The following is a 17932-nucleotide window of genomic DNA, read 5'->3' on the forward strand; positions in this document are numbered from 1 at the left end:
TAAGGCAGAGTTGAAGCAGGGACTTACTGATAACCCTTCGGGAACGGATTCGGCTCGATCAGATCCGGCGACTCCGCGACCACCTTGAATTGCCCGTCGGCCTGCGCCATACCAATGCGCGTGCGGCTCCACAAGTGATGGTTCGGATGGATCTTCACGTAGCCTTCGGGCGCGGTTTTCAGTTCGATGCCGGGCGACGCCGCGACCACCTTGTCGACATCGAAACTGCCCGCCTTTTCGACGCCCGCTTTCCATAGCCACGGCCCGAGGTAGGCCGCCTGCGTGACATCGCCGATCACCGATTTCGGTCCGTATTTCGCCTTGAACGCGGAGACGAAGGCTTTGTTGTTGGGGTTGTCGAGCGATTCGAAGTACTTCATCGCTGAATAGAAGCCGGCGAAGTTTTCGCCGCCGATGCCGAGCACTTCGTCTTCCGTTACCGAGATGGTCAGCAGGAATTGTTTGTCGGCGGTGATGCCGGCCGCTTTGAGTTGCTTGTAGAACGCGACGTTCGATCCGCCGACGATGATTGCGTAGATGCAATCGGGCTTGGCGATCTTGATCTTGTTGATCAGCGAGTTGAAGTTTGTCTGACCGAGCGGGTAATACTCTTCACCGACCACCTTCAAGTGCAGATGGTCCTCTATATGCTTGCGCGCGATCTTGTTCGACGTACGCGGCCAGATGTAGTCCGAGCCAATCAGGAAAAACGACTTCGCTTTTTTCGTCTGGGAAGCCCAGTTGAGCCCCCACAGAATCTGCTGGGTGGCTTCCTGCCCGGTATAGAAAACGTTCTTCGATTGCTCTAGCCCTTCATAGAACGTCGGGTAATAGAGCAGGCCGTTATCGCGTTCGAAAATTGGCAACACGGCTTTTCTCGATGCCGACGTCCAGCAGCCGAACACGCACGCAGCGTGATCGTTTTCCAGCAGCTTCTTCGATTTCTCGGCGAAAGTCGGCCAGTCGGACGCGCCGTCCTCCTGAATGATCTTGATCTTGCGGCCGAGCACGCCGCCCGCCGCGTTGATCTGGTCGATGGCAAGACGCTCGGCCTGGATCGAACCCGTCTCGGAGATCGCCATGGTGCCCGTGGCGGAATGCAACTGGCCGACGGTGACTTCAGTATCGGTGACGGCGAGCTTCGTGGTGTTCACCTGGGCGGTGGACAGCGACTGGCCGAACGCGAAAGCGGGCGCGGCGAGCGCCGGTGCGGCGGCAAGGCCGAGCAGCAGCTTGCGGCGGCGCTGCGAGATCGCTTCTGTGTTGTCGGCTGCGTCGGGCTGGTCGTCGAAGGGCATGGACATTCTCCTTGGAGGTTTCATAAGCGCGCGGCTCGAACGCGTTGCGCTGGCATGGGGCAGAAGTTAAGTGGCCGATACGCGCGCCGGAATACGTCTTTTGACGTAGAGCGCGCGTATTTATGGATCGCTAGACTCACGACGCGACGCGCGTAAGGACCGGTGATCCGGCTGCCGCGCACACGTCGTCCCAGTGCATGTTCGTGCGATCAACCCGTTTCGACCGGTATTCATGAGCCTTATGCATCCATCCGATACCCCCGCCGCGGCGCCCGCGCTCGGCACCCAGCGCATCGTCAAGATCCGGCGCGACTACAACGCATGGGTCGCCGACGAAACGCTCGAGGACTACGCGCTGCGCTTCACGCCCCGGTCGTTCCGGAAGTGGAGCGAGTTCCGGGTCGCGAACACGGCGCTGGGCGCAATTTCGTTTTTGGCGCTGGAAGCGATCGGCGGCTCGCTTGCGCTGAACTACGGCTTTGCGAACACCGTATGGGCGATTGTCGTGACGTCCGTGCTGATCTTCCTGACAGGACTGCCCATCAGTTATTTCGCGGCCAATTGCGGCGTCGACATGGACCTGCTCACGCGCGGCGCCGGGTTCGGCTATCTCGGCTCGACGGTGACATCGCTGATTTACGCAGGCTTCACGTTTATTTTTTTCGCGCTGGAAGCCGCGATCATGTCGCTCGCGCTGGAAATGTATTTCCACATGCCGATAGCCGTTGCGTACCTCATCAGCGCGTTCGCGATAGTGCCGTTCGTCACGTTCGGCATTACGCTGATCAATCGCTTGCAAAGCTGGACGCAGCCTGTCTGGATCGTGTTGCTAGTCACGCCTTATGTGGCGATCCTGATCCGCGAGCCGCATCTTTTCTCCGACTGGGCCACATTCGCGGGCTATGCGCAGGGCGGGCGAGAGTTCAGCCTGATGCCGTTCGGCGCGGCCTGTACGGTGATCTTCGCGCTCGTGGTTCAGATTGGCGAACAGGTCGATTTTCTGCGGTTCCTCCCGCCGCGCACCGCGAAAAATCGTGTCCGATGGTGGTGTGCAATGCTCGCCGCAGGTCCGGGATGGATCGTGCCGGGGGCGCTCAAGATGCTCGGCGGTGCGTTCCTGATGTTCCTCGCGCTGCAGAACCAGATTGACCCGGCGCGCGCCACCGAACCCACGCAGATGTATCTCGTCGCGTTCCGCTACGTCTTCGATTCACCCGGTTTCGCGCTCGCGGCAACCACGCTTTTCGTGATCGTCTCGCAGGTGAAGATCAACGTGACGAACGCGTATGCCGGTTCGCTCGCATGGTCGAATTTTTTCGCGCGCCTTACGCACAGTCATCCGGGGCGCGTGGTGTGGCTCGTGTTCAACGTGCTGATCGCGCTGATGCTGGTCGAGCTTGGCGTGTTCGGCGCGATCGGCAAGGTGCTCGCGTTGTATTCGAACGTGGCGATCGCATGGATCGGCGCGCTCGTCGGCGATCTCGTGATCAACAAGCCGCTCGGTTACAGCCCGAAGGACGTCGAATTCAAGCGCGCCCATCTCTACGATGTCAACCCCGTCGGCGTTGGCGCAATGCTGATTGCGTCGGTGGCGGCCGCGTTATCGCAAGCGGGTTATCTCGGCGAGATAGCGCAGGCGCTGGCGCCGTTCATTGCGCTGGCGGTGGCGTTCGTGTGCTCGCCGCTGATCGCCATCGCAACGCGTGGCCGCTTTTATCTTGCGCGGGGCAGCGCCGATCTGGAAGCCGGTTCGGTCTTGCGCTGCGTGATCTGCGAGAACGAGTTCGAGCGGGAAGACATGGCGTCGTGCCCGGCTTATGCAGGCGCCATTTGTTCGCTGTGCTGCTCGCTCGACTCACGTTGCGGCGACACATGCAAACCGCATGCGCGGTTTTCATCGCAATTGACCGCTGCGTTGAAGCGCGCATTTCCCACCTTGGAACCCACGTCGCAGACACTGCGCGTCGGGCGTTACGTGATCTACCTGACAGTGGCCTTGTCGCTGCTCGGCGCGATGCTTTATCTCTCATACAGCCAGACCGCGCTGACGCTCGCCACCAGCAATGAGAGCGCGCTCGATACTTTGCTTCGCGGTTATCTCAAGGCTTTTTTCGCGCTGGCGCTGGTGGGATGTATCGGCGTGTGGTGGCTTGTTCTCGCGAAGGAAAGCCGCGCGGTCACGCAAGAGGAATCGAAACGGCAGACGTTGCTGTTGATGCAGGAGATCGAAGCGCACCGTCTCACCGATGCTCGCCTGCAGCAAGCCAGCGCCGCCGCCGATGCGGCGAATCGCGCAAAAAGCCGCTACGTGACGGGCCTGAGCCACGAGTTGCGTACGCCGCTTAACAGCATCCTTGGCTACGCGCAGTTGTTGCTGCGCGGATCGGGCGCGGTGGATGCGCCTCAACGAGATGCGCTTGCGACCATCTACCGGAGTGGCGAACATTTGCTCGCGCTCGTCGATGGCTTGCTCGACGTCGCGCGGATCGAAGCAGGAAAACTCCAGCTCGATGTCTCCGAGGTATCGCTGCCGGAACTCCTCACGCAACTCGGCGCGATGATGGAACCGCAAGCTGCGGAGAAGGGCCTGGCATTTCATCTGGACACGAGCGGTCGTTTGCCGGCCGTCGTTCGCGCCGATGAAAAACGGGTCCGCCAGATCCTGATCAATCTGTTGGGCAATGCGGTCCGCTTTACCTCAGAAGGCTCCGTGCGCTTGCGAACGAGCCACGCGTGGGGCCTCGCGACGTTCGAAATAGAAGATACAGGTTCGGGCATCCCAGACGCACAACTCGAGGCGATTTTCCTGCCCTTCGAACGTGGCGAAGCAGCGCGCCCGAACGATCATGGCACGGGTCTCGGGCTGACGATCTGCCGCTTGCTGACAGAGATGATGGGCGGGCGGCTGGATGTGCAAACCCGCGTCGGCACCGGCACGCGCTTCGTGCTCCAGTTGTTCCTGCCGGAAGTGCGCGAGCCTCGCGTGCTCGTGCCGCGTCCGCGCGACGTACTCGGGTATCCCGGCCCGCGCCGTTCGGTTCTCGTGGCCGACGACCTGACAGATCAACGCCGTATTGTCACCGGCGTGCTCGAACCGCTGGGTTTCACCATGCTCGAAGCCAGCAGCGGACCGCAGGCGCTGCAACTGCTCGCCACCAACAACGTCGACCTGATCGTGATGGATGTCGCCATGCCGTCGATGGACGGCTTCGAAGCAAGCCAGCTCATCCGCGAACACCGGTTAAGCGAAGCACCCATTCTGATTCTGTCGGCGAACGCATTCGCAGGCGATCTGGAAAAGGGCGCCGCGGCCGGTTGCGACGATTACCTCGCGAAGCCGTTGCACGTGCCGCTGCTGCTGGACAAGGTCGCGGCCTTGCTCAAGTTCGAATGGCTCACCGATGCAATGGGCCAGGACAGCGCGGCATCCACGCCGCCGCCAAACGTCCCGTTGCCCGAACCCCTCGCCGAGGAACTGCGACGCTACCTCGAACTCGGTTATATGGAGGGTTTTGTCGCGCAACTGGAGGAGGCCGCGCAAACCCATCCCGAACTCGCCGATACCCTCGCGCCACTGCATGAATCCGCACGCCGTTTCATGCTCGATGACCTCGACGTGCAACTACGCAAAAGCGATCAAGCCACCCCCGACGGAGCAACGCCTCATGCAATCTGACATTCCACTGGGTCGCCCCGTGGTGCTTATCGTCGATGACACGCCCGACAATCTCGCCATGCTGTCGAGCGCGCTCGTGGCCGCGGGTTACGCGGTGCTCGTTGCGCTGGATGGCGCGTCCGCGCTCGAACGCATCGCGCGCCTCACGCCGGACGTGATCCTGCTCGACGCCATCATGCCCGGCATGAACGGTTTCGAAACCTGCGAACAGATCAAGAACAATCCGCTCTACAAGCACATTCCGGTGATCTTCATGACCGCGCTCGCCGATACACAGCACGTGGTGAAGGGCTTCAGGGTAGGGGGAATCGATTACGTGACCAAGCCGATCCGCCCCGATGAAGTCGTCGCGCGGATCGCGGCGCATGTCCGGCGCGCGGCAAGTCAGAGGCATGCCGATATCGTACTCGAACTGAACTCTCGGGCGGCGGTGATCGCGACGGCGCAAGGGGAAGTGCACTGGCACAGCGCGCTCGCGCCATCGCGGCTGGCGCACTTTTACGGCGGCGACGGGGATGTCGCCACCGAGGTCGCGCCGCTGACGCGCTTGCCCGACGTGCTGACTGACTGGTTGCTCGATTACACCGCCGCGCCGTGTGAGGACCGCGCGCAAACCGTCGAAATATTGCCGGGCGGCGAACGGTTGATCGCGCGGATTGCGGGCGCGGCAAATCGCGGAACCTGGATCGTCGTGTTCGAAGAACATGCCGACGGCCGCGATACGGCCGATCTCGCCGCTCGCTTCACGCTAACGCAGCGGGAAGCAGAGGTTTTATTGTGGTTATCGCGCGGGAAAACGAATCGCGATATCGGCGAAATTGTCGGCATGAAACCGCGGACAGTGAACAAGCATCTTGAGCATATTTTCGAAAAACTCGGGGTGGAAACGCGCACGGCAGCCGCCGCTGCCGCACTGAGCGTTTCCCGCAATGCGGTATAGACAGGAAATCTTCAAGATGGAGAACGGGCTGAGACGAGGAACTGCAGTTTCAAATTGACAATCGGAGCACTTTTAGTCCTTCCCGCCACTGCGCGATATCGCGCGCCAACGCGTCTAGCTCGAACCTGATCCTGCAAGCCACGCGGCGATCGACGCCAGCGCGAAAGCGGTCGAGGACATTGCCGCAAGGGCCTTCCCGCCTATGGCATTACGGCAACGCCGCGGCACAAGCTTGCGAGAAGGGTTGCTTCGGCTACTGTGGGGGCTCGCCGTATGCCATTCGGCCAATCTCGACCAGTGCGTGGCCGTCGTGTGCGCAGGCGCGTTCTGACTCGGGCAACTTATGGCGCACGACCTTACGAGGTAGCGTCGCGTCTAACGGGTTGCGCCCACGCTTCTTGCGTTCATGCGTGCCGACCTTAATGCTCTGGTGGATCAGAATTCGGTGCAAATAACCAACTTCGCAACACGATTGCTAAACGCCTTAATAGGCGCTCAATCACTCGTCAGGTTGACATAATTATATTTATCAATGTCGAATAAAATTGCTTATACGGAATAATTTGGTAATTTAATTTCGAGAACATGGAGAAAATCGGCGCTAAATCAAGCTGAATATTATATTCATGGTATTTTGCACAGATCGAAGCGCTATGATAGTTAGAGCTATCTACCCCTTTATTTGACAAAGTTCAGATAAACATCTGTTGGTTAAGAAGGAAAACGGTCGCCTGGCGCGCTCCACACCTTTAACGGGCAGCAGCGTACGCATACGAAAAGAACGTGGGACATCACACACAGACCTGCCCATGATTTTCTGACGCTTCCGGCCATTGCCTCCGGGGTTCCGACCTCGGCGGTAATGCGCTGGCGGGCGGAACAGGATGTCTGCCGCCTGATCTCCGACCAGTTCGTCACGGGCCCCATACGGGCGCGCGACGTTCCCGGATTCTCTAGCGCGGGGGAGGCGTTCGCTCAGGGCTTCTTTGCCTGGGCAAAACGCGAGATGCCACGGTTCGAATGCCTCAACTTCAACTTCGTGATCCACGATGTCGAGGCCGTACGCGAGCAGATGCAGTATCAGTACGACGCACGCGACTTTGAACCCGCGTCGCCCTTGTATCTCGGTATCGAAATGCAGGAGGAGAACGTCTTCGATATCGGGGAGAAGGTGGCGCAGCTTCGCGCTGCCCACCCCCGGTTGGTCCCGACCACGATGGCATTGATCAATCGTGCGATGGGCCGAACGATCTGGGTTCGAACGCCAGATGAATTTCTCGGAATGTTTTCTTCGCATTACTGGGACGGCGACAGTCGGGCTTCTGATGAAGACGTCATAGAGATTCTCAAGGATCGCTTTGGGGACGATGAGGAGGAGTTTGAAAACTACCTTCCTTCGGTGGTCCGCGACGAGCTTTGTCCGAGCGACATGGACGTCGGCCGGTACAACCGAAAGACGCACCAGTTTTCTCTTACGCCCGCGCTCAGTGCCGCGTCACTGCGGCAATTACGCGAGTACTGTCCTCGTTCGGTGCGGCGCATTTGCCGGGAGCTCGAAGCATTGACGCTCCTGATTAGAACCAGCCGGCCGCGGTGTCTTTTCGATCTGCAAGCGAGACCTGAGTGTGCGTATGCCGCAGCGACGCTGATCGCCTGTGACAGTCCGCGTATCAGCGAGCTGCTCGATGACCACTACGAGCACCTATCTCAAAGCGGTGAAGGATCGACGTTTTACGGCTTCATTCCCTTTGCTTCCACGCCTGAGTCCATCCGCAAGCAGTACGCGGACTGGTCGAAGGCATTTTCCATTCTTGGCCAACTGGACCGCGTCATCGCGGCTCTTGCGGCATAAACAACCGGAGCTTCAATATGAAAGGTTTTGATATCGGCTCGGATCGCCGGGAAGAGTTGCGCGCGACCAGCGCCATCTTGCTTTACAGCGGACTGGATCACACGGCGCATTACGGGACGGTGCACGCGATCAACCCTGGAAAGGGCGGTCGAGCATCAATTGGCGCGGGACGGCCAATTGACCGCTCGGCGCTTTTGAAATGCCTCACGGATCTGTCTCAAAACGCAGCCCCGAAGGCGGAGTTTCTTCCAGAAACAGTGCTCGCGGTGTCGCAAGACGCGGTGACGTGGTGGTGCAGACCGGGGATGCGACGCGTGTTCTTCGATTGCCCGAAAATCGGCAAGCGAAGCGCGGTCGTGCCGCACCCGAGTTTGGTGTTCAGAGCAGCGTCGAACGGATTCAGCGTGTTCGCGCTGAAAGAAGACAGCCGCCCAACCCCGGCTTCGACGCTGCATGAACCGCCTTACTTTAACACCTGGGATTTTGGAAAGATTTGCATCGGATCGGCTCACGTTCCGAAGCGCGTTGACGTTTCCTCGATCGCCGGCTGGGAGAGCGGCTTTTTCGAGTCGGCGTTCACGCACCCCAATCACGGTGGCAAGCGTGTTTCCTATCCCAAGGGTGAATTTGCCTTCTGGAAGGCAATGCTCGACGGCACGTTCGGCGAGCAGTTCCCAAAGAAGTCACTTGTTTCCATGAAATTTACTCTTGGCGCACTGATCGCCGGCAAGGAGCGTTGATATGAATGCAGCAGATAGCGTGTTGCAGCGCTCGTTTCCGACGGTCATGGTTCCCCGGCGCGAGCCGGTTGGACCCATGGCCTCGGCCGGCGAGCGGTTGCTGGTTGCTGAAAATGGTGTATTCCTTGAGATTAGCCTTCCGTGGATCTCGCTCGTGCGGCGCGTCGCCAGCTTCACGGCGCCGGTCCCGCTTCCGTATGGCAGCGTGGCGGAGCATACGAACCTGATTTGCGGTCGCGTGCCCGAGGAGCTGATCGGCGAGTTTGTCGCGATGGCGCGCGCTGCGTACCCCAACGAAACCGGATCATGGATCGTTTGGAGCACCAGGACGCATCAGTTTCGGCTCCTGCCAGTGGTGATCCTCTCGCAGTCGGACGGTTCGCTGAAATACGACCGGCCAGAACGCCACGACGATGAGGTGTTGATTATCGACTGCCATTCACATGGCCGGCATCCGGCGTATTTCTCGGGCACTGACAACGAAGACGACAAGCACGACATTAAGTTTTCGCTTGTCGTTGGAAATTGCGCGTCGCACGTGCCGAGTTTTGCATTCCGGCTGTGCGCGAAGGGCATGTTCGAGGAAGTCGAGCGGGTGCCGGATGCGTGGTACCGGGTCAGCAAGCGGGCGGAGGCCGTATGAGCGGAGCCATGAAGGTTCGTCACGCGATCCCGTCGCATATGTTGTCGCGGCCCTGGCAGGTGATGGTAGTGGGCGCCGGCGGCACCGGAAGCGCAGTGTTGCCGAGTCTCGCTCGGTTGCACCACGCGATGATGGAGCTGGGCCATCCGGGCGGTATCGATTGCACGGTGTTCGATGACGATACGGTGAGTCCCACCAACGTCGGCCGGCAAGGCTTTTATCCGAACGACGTGGGCGAATTTAAAGCTTCGCTCATCGTCAATCGGTTAAACGCGTTGATGGGAACCAACTGGCGAGCCGAGACGCAGCGGTTCACGAAAAATGTGAATTGCTACAGCGCGGACCTGATCATCGGCTGCGTGGACACGCGGGCCGCGCGCAGGGCAATTGTTGAGGCAGCACAAAACGCCAATGTCTATTACCTCGATTGCGGGAACGACACGGACCGTGGCCAAGTGGTGATCGGCCAGCTGATGGCGTTGAGCGAAGCCAAGAAAAGGCCGGAGCGTTTGCCGCATGTTGGCGAACTGTTTCCAGACCTGATTGACGCTGCGCTCGACGCAACGGATGAAACGCCGTCCTGTTCGATGGCCGACGCGCTGCGCAAGCAGTCGTTGGTCATCAATCAGGCGATCGCGGTTCAGGCGTTCAACCTGCTCTGGACGATGTTTCGGACGGGTGTGGTGCCGTTTTCCGGGGTGTTCGTGAACCTCGCAACGGGGCGAACGAATCCGATTCCGATCGACCCCGCTGCATGGTGCCGTTTTGGCTACACGTACGTGGCGCCGAAAGCACGGAAGAAAAAGCTCCGGAAGGGGGAGGCGGAACCCATCCCGCGCTGATCACGTTTCTTTGTTTTTAATCCGCCGACTCCCTTAAAGGAGTCGGCATTTTTTTGTTCGCTCGGTGGCGTTTCGCGCAGCCTTTCATACCTCAGCGGGTACGCAGCCCGGTGGGGACTGCTCGGCAACAAAGTTTTAAGCTTTCGACAAACCGCTCCCATTGGGAGCGGTTTTTTTTCGCCAGTCCATTGAGTCGGGTGGCGGCCCGGACCGAAGCCGCATGTGTCCGCTTCCGAAAACGCCGGGTCGAGTACGGTCCTTGCGTGGCACGTGATCACAACCGGAGAAAGTCTATGAAAATTGCAAGTTTGCTGGCTCGCGCATTTGCATCCGGCGCAGGAGCCGCTATCACCTCCGCAGCAGTCGCTTCGCGAGAGGCAGTGAACAATGGAGCGAGCGCGGTCGCGCCGATGAACGCAGTTTCGCACTGCATCTGGCCAGCGGAAGCATTCCTCGACGAGCGCGCGAGCATGCGCTTGACGGGTACTGGCGCTTTGATTCATCTAGGCGCGAGCATGTTCTGGGGAGCCCTCTTCGAAACGTTGCTCGGCCGGCGCGCATCGCCGGCAGGCATCGTCGGAGCCGCCGCTGTGACCGCGGCCACGGCATACGTGGTCGATTACCACGTGGTTCCCGAGCGGGTGACGCCTGGATTCGAAGCCCACGTTTCGTCGCGCTCGTTCCTTCCGATCTACGCGGCACTCGGCGCTGGGTTCGCTCTGGTTGCGCTTTCGAGAAGTCGACCACAACAACCCGCCCGATAGATGAACAGCGCCGCGTAGTCCTTCGGGTCAAGCCGCCAGGCTCGCGATGAGCCGCAATAGATGAGTGGTTGCATGTCCTTTCTGGCAGTACGCGTCGAAATCCTGATCGACGGCGCGTCGCCGGACTTCTCTTTCATCAAGGGCAGTGAATGCGATGATTAGTATATGAGCCGTCGCGTCGTCTTCTCGTATGGCTCTGGCAGCCTCAATGCCGGTGCATTCGGGCATCGAAATATCCATGACGATGATATGCGGTGCCCACGCGAGTGCTGCGGCGATCGCCTGCCTGCCCCCCAATGCTATGTGGCAATCGAGATCTTGAACTGTCATGAAAGCAGCAAGCGCCTCGACGGCATTGCGGTCGTCGTCAACAAGTAAAAGCCGTAATTTTTTCTCGTTGAGCTGTACACGTCGGTCGGTCCATTCGCGGACGAAACGATTGAATGTGTGTGGCATTTTGGAATCCTGCGTTTCTACGAGGGGCTAAGACCCGGTGCGCTGGAGATGTCTACTTGACCGGCGTCTCATTACTACGAGCAATGAAAGGGCCCGCGATATCTTTCCTGTGTCTCCAAACAGGAACGACGCTTTAGGAAGTTTTTAAGGGCACGACCCCGTAAATCGCACTAGACTCGCGAGTCACCCGCGTCTGCGGGTTGCTTCGTGCAGCAAGCAACGCGACTGGCGAAAGTTACCGAGTGCACTTTGGTATGCGACACCACGAATCTCCCCAGTTAAACATATGGCATGCTGGAGGCTAATACGACTTTCACTCAGCGTATGTCAGCGGACGTCGTCGCCACGACGCGTGCTAATAAGCGTATCCAGTATTTTAAGGTCGGCTGGTTTTACCAAGTGATGATCAAAGCCGGCAAGTCGGGAGCGCTGCACATGCTCATCTTGCCCATAGCCGCTCAGAGCAATCAATACGGTGTCAGCATGGTCAGGGGACTCGCGTAAACGCTTTGCGACCTCATAGCCGTCAATGTCAGGTAGCCCGATGTCCAAAAGCACAACATCCGGTTGAAATTCTTGCGCGGTCGCCAACGCGGACAAACCATCCGCCGCCAGGCGGACGTCATGGCGATCAAGTCGCAAAAACATCGCGGTGCTCTCGGCGGCGTCGACGTTATCATCAACCACCAAGATCTTCTTGGGCGTTATCTCGGTGGCGACTGTCTGGACCGCAACGTCTCGGATCGCTGACTGAACGCTTGCCGGTAGGGTTGGGAAACGCACGACAAACTGACTTCCCTTATTGAGTCCTTCGCTAAAAGCCTGCACGCTTCCGCCATGCAATTCGGTAAGGCGACTGACCAGTGCCAGACCGATGCCAAGACCCGACGCTTTTCTATCAAGAGACGAATCGGCCTGAACGAATATTGTGAAGATTGTTGGAAGCAGGGCAGCGTGCATACCGATGCCGTTGTCGGAGATCTTGAGTACCGCTTGTTGGGCTTCCTTGGCCAAAGTGATTTCAATGCGGCCGTGTGCGGGCGTGTACTTGATTGCGTTGCCCAAAAGATTTGTGACTATCTGCTCAATGCGTAATGGGTCACCTTCAATCCACAATGGTTCCTCGGGCAGCGAGACGGCCACTGTGTGTTGATGCCGTTCAATTTCTGGTTGCATCGCGTCGATCGCATGCCGCGCAAGATCGACTACATTGGTGCGCATTCTCTTGAGCTTGATTACCCCGCGTGTGATGCGAGACACGTCAAGGAGATCGTCCACCAAGCCGATTTCGTGGTCCAGTTGACGCTGAGCGATCGCGCGCGCTTTTCCTTCTATAGCTAGGTCGGCGTTTCCTCGCTCCCAGATGTTCAAACCATTCCGAATCGCTGCCAACGGATTACGAAGTTCATGAGCGAGCATCGCTAAGAATTCGTCCTTGTTCCGATCTGCCGCCTGCAGCTGATTCAGTGTGTTGTTTTGGTCAGTTACATCGTTAATGGTGAGCAAGACCAGTTCGCGCGCCGAGAACTGCACACGTGTTGCGTTCAACCGCATGGTGCGTAATCCCAAGGCCGGAAACTCGTGCGTGAGGAAGAAGTTTCGGACCGACTGTTCCTCAGGCAGAATCTCTTCAAGCAACGCTTTAAGCGCTTTGCTATCCCATTGCCCGTTACCCAACGCAAATAGCTTTGCGTCGATCGTTGCTTCTGGCTTTGTCTGAAACGTCTCGTAAAATGCGTTATTCGCGCGGACAATGCGCAAGTCCGCGTCGAGGACCAGTAATGGGTCGAATATCGTCTCGAATAGCGAATCTGCGTAATCGCGCTCGCTGCTAGCCACGTTATGAAGCGCCCTGAGTTCGTCGTTCCGGTAACGAAGCTCTTCGTTCGATGTTGACAGTTCCTCGTTGATGGACTGTAACTCGGCTCTCGTAGTTTCCAGTTCCTCGTTGGTGCTTTGAAACTCTTCGTTGCTTGAGAGAAGTTCTTCTTCGCTCGATTTGAGTTCTTCCCGGGCGCTTTCGTGATCTTCAAGCATGGAACGGATCTGGTCACGCGAGGCCGCGAGCTCTGCCGTCAACCTTGCGATTTCCGCGTCCTTTTGTGCAAGACTGCGTGAACCAAGGCGGCCGGCCAGACGCTGCGACGCACGCGTTACTGAATCCTTGATTGAGCCACGGACGAGAGCCGGCAAAAGCGTCGGACGAGACGTTGCGTCTTCAAAAAATATGAGAAACCAGCGCTCGTCGAGTTCTTCGGACTGGATCGGATGCACTTCAAGGTTGGCTTCGCGTGAACCCTCAGAAGACGACAATCGGATTGCCGGTTTTCGCACTACTGTACCGGTCATGTTAGCTTCCCTGATAGCTTGGCTTACCGGCAGGAAGATGTCCGGCTTGGCTAAACGCTGCAGGCTTGTGCTCGGCGGCCCATTGGGATTGACAAGATAAGGCGTCGTATCGCCGCGAAATTCCACAATGTTGAGTGCACCGTCACAGATGACAAACGGCGGCGCATAACGCGCCAGAACTTTTGCTTCCGCTTGGCCAATAAGTCGTTGAGCATGCGTTGGAGTCGCTTTATTGGCCACTACTCGCCCTGGCAAGGCCATTATTTGCGAGGGTAATGTCAGCGAGAGCAAATGAGCAGCAGACTGACCAGTTCCGGCTCTCTTGTTGTATAGCTTCGTGCGTTTACTTTCGATTACCCCAAAAAGGCTAGAGAACGAGCCGACACTTTCGGATGGGCCCAACATCAAAATGCCATTGGCCTTAAGGGCATAGTGAAAAAGCGGCATGACGTTTCGCTGCAATAGCGGGTCAAGATAGATTAGAAGATTGCGGCAACTGATTAGGTCCATGCGTGAGAACGGCGGATCAGCGGCCACATTGTGGCGGGCAAACGTACAGACGTCGCGCACATACTTCTCAATTTTGTAATACTGGCCCTCGCGCACAAAAAACCTTTCGAGCCGCTCGGGCGAGACGTTACGCGCAATGTTTTCGATGTAGCGTCCCGCGCGAGCAGTATGCAGCGCATCGTCACTAATATCAGTACCAAAAATTTGAAATTTAGTATCGATGCCATGTTCTCCGAGGTACTCGAACATGCATATTGCGATCGAGTACACCTCTTCGCCGCTGGCACAACCGGGCACCCAGATCCGAATGGACTCGGCTGCGGATGAGTCGTCAAAGAGTCGCGGAAACACGCGTTGCGTCAAGGCGTCAAATGCCTCCGGGTCTCGGAAAAATTCGGTCACGCGGATAAGGAGATCGCGACCGAGCGCAAGGGCCTCTGCTGGATCGGACCGAAGCAACGCGACGTAGTCATCGATTTGCGTAACGCGATGAAGCGCCATGCGTCGCGAAAGGCGTCGATAGATGGTGCCGCGCTTGTAATGACTGAAGTCGATCTTACACGCAGTATTCAGTAACCGGAACACGGGCGTTAAGCTCTCCTCGCTCGGGTTGGCCACGCGAGGGGTCTGCTCTAATCGAAAAAGTGCGAGGTGGGGATGCATGCCCATTCTGCAGATTTCCTGACCAATGCGTACGGGCGGCAGAACCAAATCGACGCACCCTTGGGCGACGGCCAGACGTGGCATGCTGGTAAAGGCGGCAGTAGCTTCGTCTTGTGCTAACGTGATCCCGCCTTCGCTATGAATCGACTGCAAGCCAAGCACGCCGTCGGAACCGGAGCCGGAAAGAATGACGCCTATCGCATTGGTTCCTTGATCCTTCGCAAGCGAATCGAGCAGGTCGTCGATGGGCATCGGCGGTCCCATTGTCATGTCACGCGGGCGCAGCCGGATACGACGATTTTTCACTGACATGCTGACAGCTGGCGGTATCACATATACGCAGCCAGTTTCAATGGCCATCGCATCGGCGGCCTGTACGACGTGTAATGGCGTATGACGGGCCAAGATTTCGGACAACGAGCTCTCGTGCTCTGGATCGAGATGGATAACGACCAGGCATGCGAGAGCACATTCCGCGGAAAACTCACCAATCAACTCCGAAACTGCCTGCAAGCCTCCTGCGGAGGCGCCAATCCCGACAATCGGAAAAGACCGGGATTGAGCGTTGGCAGGGACGATCGCGAGTTTGGTCATGAGAGATCTTTGATCAAAAGGCTATCGTCGCATTCCGACTGTATTGAGACTAAAAGGCAAGCAGATTTTTTTAAAAACGCGCATTAAAATCGGCGTGCTGGCTCGTTGCGTGTGTGTTTCCTCGATACGTGTGAGTCGGGGACGAATAGGCCGGTCCAACGATTTCGAGCGCATGTAGCGCAGTGACGCCGGATGACACTGTGAGCAATATTTGCCGGTAAGGCAATTTGTCTTTTGAGCACCTCCGTCTGTCGCACAATGCACTACGCGCTGTGTTCCCAATTTGCGACCCGGATCATCTTCACCTACCGCCTGCCTGAAAAACGGCACGCCGCGCCGAGTTCAGGTTGATGTCATACAGCAGGTCGCGAATCGCTGCGGTTTTATCCGTTGCGGCACGGTGGCAATGGAATTTGGTTTGAGGCGATATGTTTTGCGACGCTTGGGATGCACTTCTCGCGTGGGCCGCTTCATTGCCAGCATCCAAGGGTGGGGGACGCCGGCCCGCGATCTGCTGATCTTTTCTCTGCATTTCTCTCCAAGTAACTCAGCCAGCAAGCAGCGCTGGCAGGGCGAGCTGTGCCTGCCCCTGTGTGTCTGCGGCCACGGCGCGAGCCGCGAATGCTCGGACGAGCGCCATGACGCGGGTTTTCTGGGACGGCAACAACACGTAGCCATCCGCTACGCCGTTGGCGCGTGCGGACCAGTAAGCCGCATCGAGGCCTTGAATGCTCCGTCGTGCGCCGACGAGAGCGGCAGTGCTCAACGCTTTCTCCAGGTGACGAATTTCTTGATCAGCGAGATGGGAAGATCGCTGATGAGCGCTAACCGGGCTGGTCAGCGCTTGCCTGCCGTGACTCATGGTTTTCCCCTAGATTGTTATGTTCTGAGGGGGATGGTTAGGCAAGCGGTATGCCAAACGTAGCCAACCGACTGATTAAAGGGGTTGTGGCCGTTAAATGTCTGTTTAATGACACCCAAATCTCAGGGAAACGTTTGCGCAGAACCGGATTTTTCTTGCGTTAGTAGCTCGAGCTATGAGCGTGAGCCACGTAAGGAAAGTTGCACATGATAAAAAAATGTCAATTTTCCAAACCGATCACCTTTTGTACATTCCATGACGTGACGCGCGGAGCAAGCTCTGAAGGCGTGCGACGAAAGGTGGAAAGTACGTGTTAACCCCGGCAAGAGGGATTTTTGGCGACGGGCATACTGAGAGTGCCGGCATATCTGCGAATTCGTTCTGGAGCCAAACATGTCCTATCTATGTGCCGAAATTCGGGCGTATGACGATATTCGCAAGGTAATGACGGTTGCGTTCAGCGAGCAGTGGCCGCTCAAAGCGACCTGCGCCACTTTCGCGGAGGTCTCGCTCGATGACTGCGACGCAATCGGCCACGATGCCGACGCCGGCGATACGGGGTTGACGTCCGATGAAGCGTGCGTCCTCAAGCTTCTGTTGGACGAGGGCGGTCCACTTGAAGACGTACTGGGTCATCCGGAGCACTTGGTCGGGCGGGTGTGTGAACTTGACGAATGACGTTTCCAAGGCGCCGCTTGCAATGCTGGTAAGTGTCACTTCAAAGAAATAGCGTCCTGAGCTTTGGTTGCTGACTGCGCGCCAAACCCTTCGGGTTTTCGAAAGCTACCGCAAAAACGTAACCTTTGCGTGCCTCGGCTCACGCTCGATCCCCCTAAACTGCTTTTATTCCCCGCGCTCCTAGCGCATCGACACAAGACGCTCGGCATGCTGGGCTCTTGCATTTCCCTCTCTCTCAGGCTGTTCCTCCCGGTTCAGTCTTTATGGCGACCACACTGTTGGTCGCCTTTTTTCTTCCCAATGGGAGCTTCTCCCATCTCGGGACGGCTCCCTTTTCTGAACGGAGTTGTTCTCATGATTTCAACGGCAAAACATGCTTTCGATACCCGATGCAGCATAGCAAGTTCCTGGCCGTAGACAGCGCTGTGATTCAGACAGGCTCGTACAACTACAGTCAGCAAGCTGCTTTGTACAACTCGGAAAACGTAATTGTGTTTCGCGGCCGCCCAGACATTGTGCGAGCGTATCTCTCGAACTGGAGCGACGTCACCGCCCAAGGTCAGCGGTACAGCGCGCAGTAGATCAACCATACACCTTTAAACCCAGGGGGTTCGCAGCCCGTTTGGGGCTGCTCCATGCCCATTTTCGAGGAGCAACAAAAAAATGTCTTACTCATGCAGCGACTTCACCGACGACGTGCTCAACAAACTCACCGGTCTGGGGTTGATTCGACCGGAAGACGTCGACGAAAACGACCCTGAATCGCAAGCGAATTTGGTGATAGCCGCCATAACCGAAGTCGCAGGCAAAGCTGCGTGCACCGCGGCCGCCGGAAGTGCGCAACTCTTCTTCGAGGAGTTGCTCGCGTCGGTCGAAACTCTTGGTGCGATTGCAGAACAGCATGACCCGGCTGTGCTGGCCCAACTCATGTATCTGCAAAGCGCGATTGCCAAAGGCACGCACATCGAACTTTATCCAGCCGAAGCGGCAGTTCTCGGTTTTGTGCGCTTGCTTCCCTCCGGTGAGCGGTGGTGGAAGCGGGTGCACGTACTCGATTAACGAATT

Annotated in this window: 14 protein-coding genes; 10 read left to right on the forward strand and 4 right to left on the reverse strand. The window is 57.8% G+C overall.

Annotated features, from left to right (window positions below; genetic code table 11):
* Nucleotides 1-23: 23 nt before the first annotated feature.
* A complete protein-coding gene (urtA, locus tag AWB64_RS26050; protein ID WP_060858302.1) occupies nucleotides 24-1298 on the reverse strand; it encodes an urea ABC transporter substrate-binding protein in 1275 nt (424 codons plus the stop codon).
* Between the two features lie 232 nt (nucleotides 1299-1530).
* Between urtA and AWB64_RS26055 the strand changes: the two genes are divergently transcribed.
* The 7 genes from AWB64_RS26055 (at nucleotide 1531) to AWB64_RS26085 (ending at nucleotide 10755) form a co-directional block, all read left to right on the forward strand.
* Complete coding sequence (locus AWB64_RS26055) at nucleotides 1531-4974, forward strand: hybrid sensor histidine kinase/response regulator (RefSeq protein WP_060858327.1); 3444 nt, start codon at nucleotides 1531-1533, stop codon at nucleotides 4972-4974.
* Nucleotides 4964-5914, forward strand: a complete 951-nt coding sequence (locus tag AWB64_RS26060) for a response regulator (protein WP_208603319.1) — start codon at nucleotides 4964-4966, stop codon at nucleotides 5912-5914. Before AWB64_RS26055 ends, AWB64_RS26060 begins: the two co-directional genes overlap by 11 nt.
* A gap of 817 nt (nucleotides 5915-6731) precedes the next feature.
* Nucleotides 6732-7766: a PRTRC system protein F gene (locus AWB64_RS26065; RefSeq protein WP_075643357.1), complete on the forward strand. Its 1035-nt coding sequence runs from the start codon at nucleotides 6732-6734 to the stop codon at nucleotides 7764-7766.
* Nucleotides 7767-7783: 17 nt separating this feature from the next.
* The gene (locus AWB64_RS26070) at nucleotides 7784-8506 is read left to right on the forward strand and encodes a PRTRC system protein B (protein WP_060858304.1); all 723 of its coding nucleotides are present in this window, start codon (nucleotides 7784-7786) and stop codon (nucleotides 8504-8506) included.
* 1 nt (nucleotide 8507) lies between these two features.
* The gene (locus AWB64_RS26075) at nucleotides 8508-9149 is read left to right on the forward strand and encodes a PRTRC system protein A (protein WP_060858305.1); all 642 of its coding nucleotides are present in this window, start codon (nucleotides 8508-8510) and stop codon (nucleotides 9147-9149) included.
* A complete protein-coding gene (locus AWB64_RS26080) occupies nucleotides 9146-9991 on the forward strand; it encodes a PRTRC system ThiF family protein (protein ID WP_060858306.1) in 846 nt (281 codons plus the stop codon). Before AWB64_RS26075 ends, AWB64_RS26080 begins: the two co-directional genes overlap by 4 nt.
* Before the next feature lie 293 nt (nucleotides 9992-10284).
* Complete coding sequence (locus AWB64_RS26085; RefSeq protein WP_060858307.1) at nucleotides 10285-10755, forward strand: hypothetical protein; 471 nt, start codon at nucleotides 10285-10287, stop codon at nucleotides 10753-10755.
* Nucleotides 10756-10782: 27 nt separating this feature from the next.
* Here the strand turns inward: AWB64_RS26085 and AWB64_RS26090 are convergent, their stop codons facing one another.
* From AWB64_RS26090 to AWB64_RS26100, 3 genes are all read right to left on the reverse strand, one after another.
* Complete coding sequence (locus AWB64_RS26090) at nucleotides 10783-11211, reverse strand: response regulator (protein ID WP_060858308.1); 429 nt, start codon at nucleotides 11209-11211, stop codon at nucleotides 10783-10785.
* 327 nt (nucleotides 11212-11538) lie between these two features.
* Nucleotides 11539-15327, reverse strand: coding sequence for a chemotaxis protein CheB (locus AWB64_RS26095; RefSeq protein ID WP_060858309.1), 3789 nt, complete (start codon nucleotides 15325-15327; stop codon nucleotides 11539-11541).
* A 547-nt stretch (nucleotides 15328-15874) separates the two neighbouring features.
* On the reverse strand, nucleotides 15875-16093 hold the full coding sequence (locus tag AWB64_RS26100; protein ID WP_060858310.1) for a hypothetical protein: 219 nt from the start codon (nucleotides 16091-16093) through the stop codon (nucleotides 15875-15877).
* Nucleotides 16094-16582: 489 nt separating this feature from the next.
* Here AWB64_RS26100 and AWB64_RS26105 point away from each other — a divergent pair, with 489 nt between their 5' ends.
* From AWB64_RS26105 to AWB64_RS26115, 3 genes are all read left to right on the forward strand, one after another.
* Nucleotides 16583-16867 carry a hypothetical protein gene (locus tag AWB64_RS26105; RefSeq protein WP_060858311.1) on the forward strand — a complete coding sequence of 95 codons (285 nt, stop codon included), beginning with the start codon at nucleotides 16583-16585 and terminating at the stop codon, nucleotides 16865-16867.
* A 389-nt stretch (nucleotides 16868-17256) separates the two neighbouring features.
* The gene (locus AWB64_RS32770) at nucleotides 17257-17448 is read left to right on the forward strand and encodes a phospholipase D-like domain-containing protein (RefSeq protein WP_060858312.1); all 192 of its coding nucleotides are present in this window, start codon (nucleotides 17257-17259) and stop codon (nucleotides 17446-17448) included.
* A 115-nt stretch (nucleotides 17449-17563) separates the two neighbouring features.
* Entirely contained in the window at nucleotides 17564-17926 is a 363-nt protein-coding gene (locus AWB64_RS26115) for a hypothetical protein (RefSeq protein ID WP_157766709.1), read from the forward strand.
* Nucleotides 17927-17932: the final 6 nt, after the last annotated feature.

Origin of the sequence: Caballeronia sordidicola (genome assembly GCF_001544455.2) — a bacterium.
GTDB classification, from domain to species: domain Bacteria; phylum Pseudomonadota; class Gammaproteobacteria; order Burkholderiales; family Burkholderiaceae; genus Caballeronia; species Caballeronia sordidicola.

What these genes read in the sequence shown, in the direction of transcription:
- AWB64_RS26085 (WP_060858307.1), top strand. Translation starts at nt 10,285, where the DNA reads ATGAAAATTGCAAGTTTGCTGGCTCGCGCATTTGCATCCGGCGCAGGA.
- AWB64_RS26105 (WP_060858311.1), top strand. Translation starts at nt 16,583, where the DNA reads ATGTCCTATCTATGTGCCGAAATTCGGGCGTATGACGATATTCGCAAG.
- AWB64_RS26075 (WP_060858305.1), top strand. Translation starts at nt 8,508, where the DNA reads ATGAATGCAGCAGATAGCGTGTTGCAGCGCTCGTTTCCGACGGTCATG.
- urtA (WP_060858302.1), bottom strand. Translation starts at nt 1,298, where the DNA reads ATGCCCTTCGACGACCAGCCCGACGCAGCCGACAACACAGAAGCGATC.
- AWB64_RS32770 (WP_060858312.1), top strand. Translation starts at nt 17,257, where the DNA reads ATGCAGCATAGCAAGTTCCTGGCCGTAGACAGCGCTGTGATTCAGACA.
- AWB64_RS26095 (WP_060858309.1), bottom strand. Translation starts at nt 15,327, where the DNA reads ATGACCAAACTCGCGATCGTCCCTGCCAACGCTCAATCCCGGTCTTTT.
- AWB64_RS26060 (WP_208603319.1), top strand. Translation starts at nt 4,964, where the DNA reads ATGCAATCTGACATTCCACTGGGTCGCCCCGTGGTGCTTATCGTCGAT.
- AWB64_RS26070 (WP_060858304.1), top strand. Translation starts at nt 7,784, where the DNA reads ATGAAAGGTTTTGATATCGGCTCGGATCGCCGGGAAGAGTTGCGCGCG.
- AWB64_RS26055 (WP_060858327.1), top strand. Translation starts at nt 1,531, where the DNA reads ATGAGCCTTATGCATCCATCCGATACCCCCGCCGCGGCGCCCGCGCTC.
- AWB64_RS26090 (WP_060858308.1), bottom strand. Translation starts at nt 11,211, where the DNA reads ATGCCACACACATTCAATCGTTTCGTCCGCGAATGGACCGACCGACGT.
- AWB64_RS26080 (WP_060858306.1), top strand. Translation starts at nt 9,146, where the DNA reads ATGAGCGGAGCCATGAAGGTTCGTCACGCGATCCCGTCGCATATGTTG.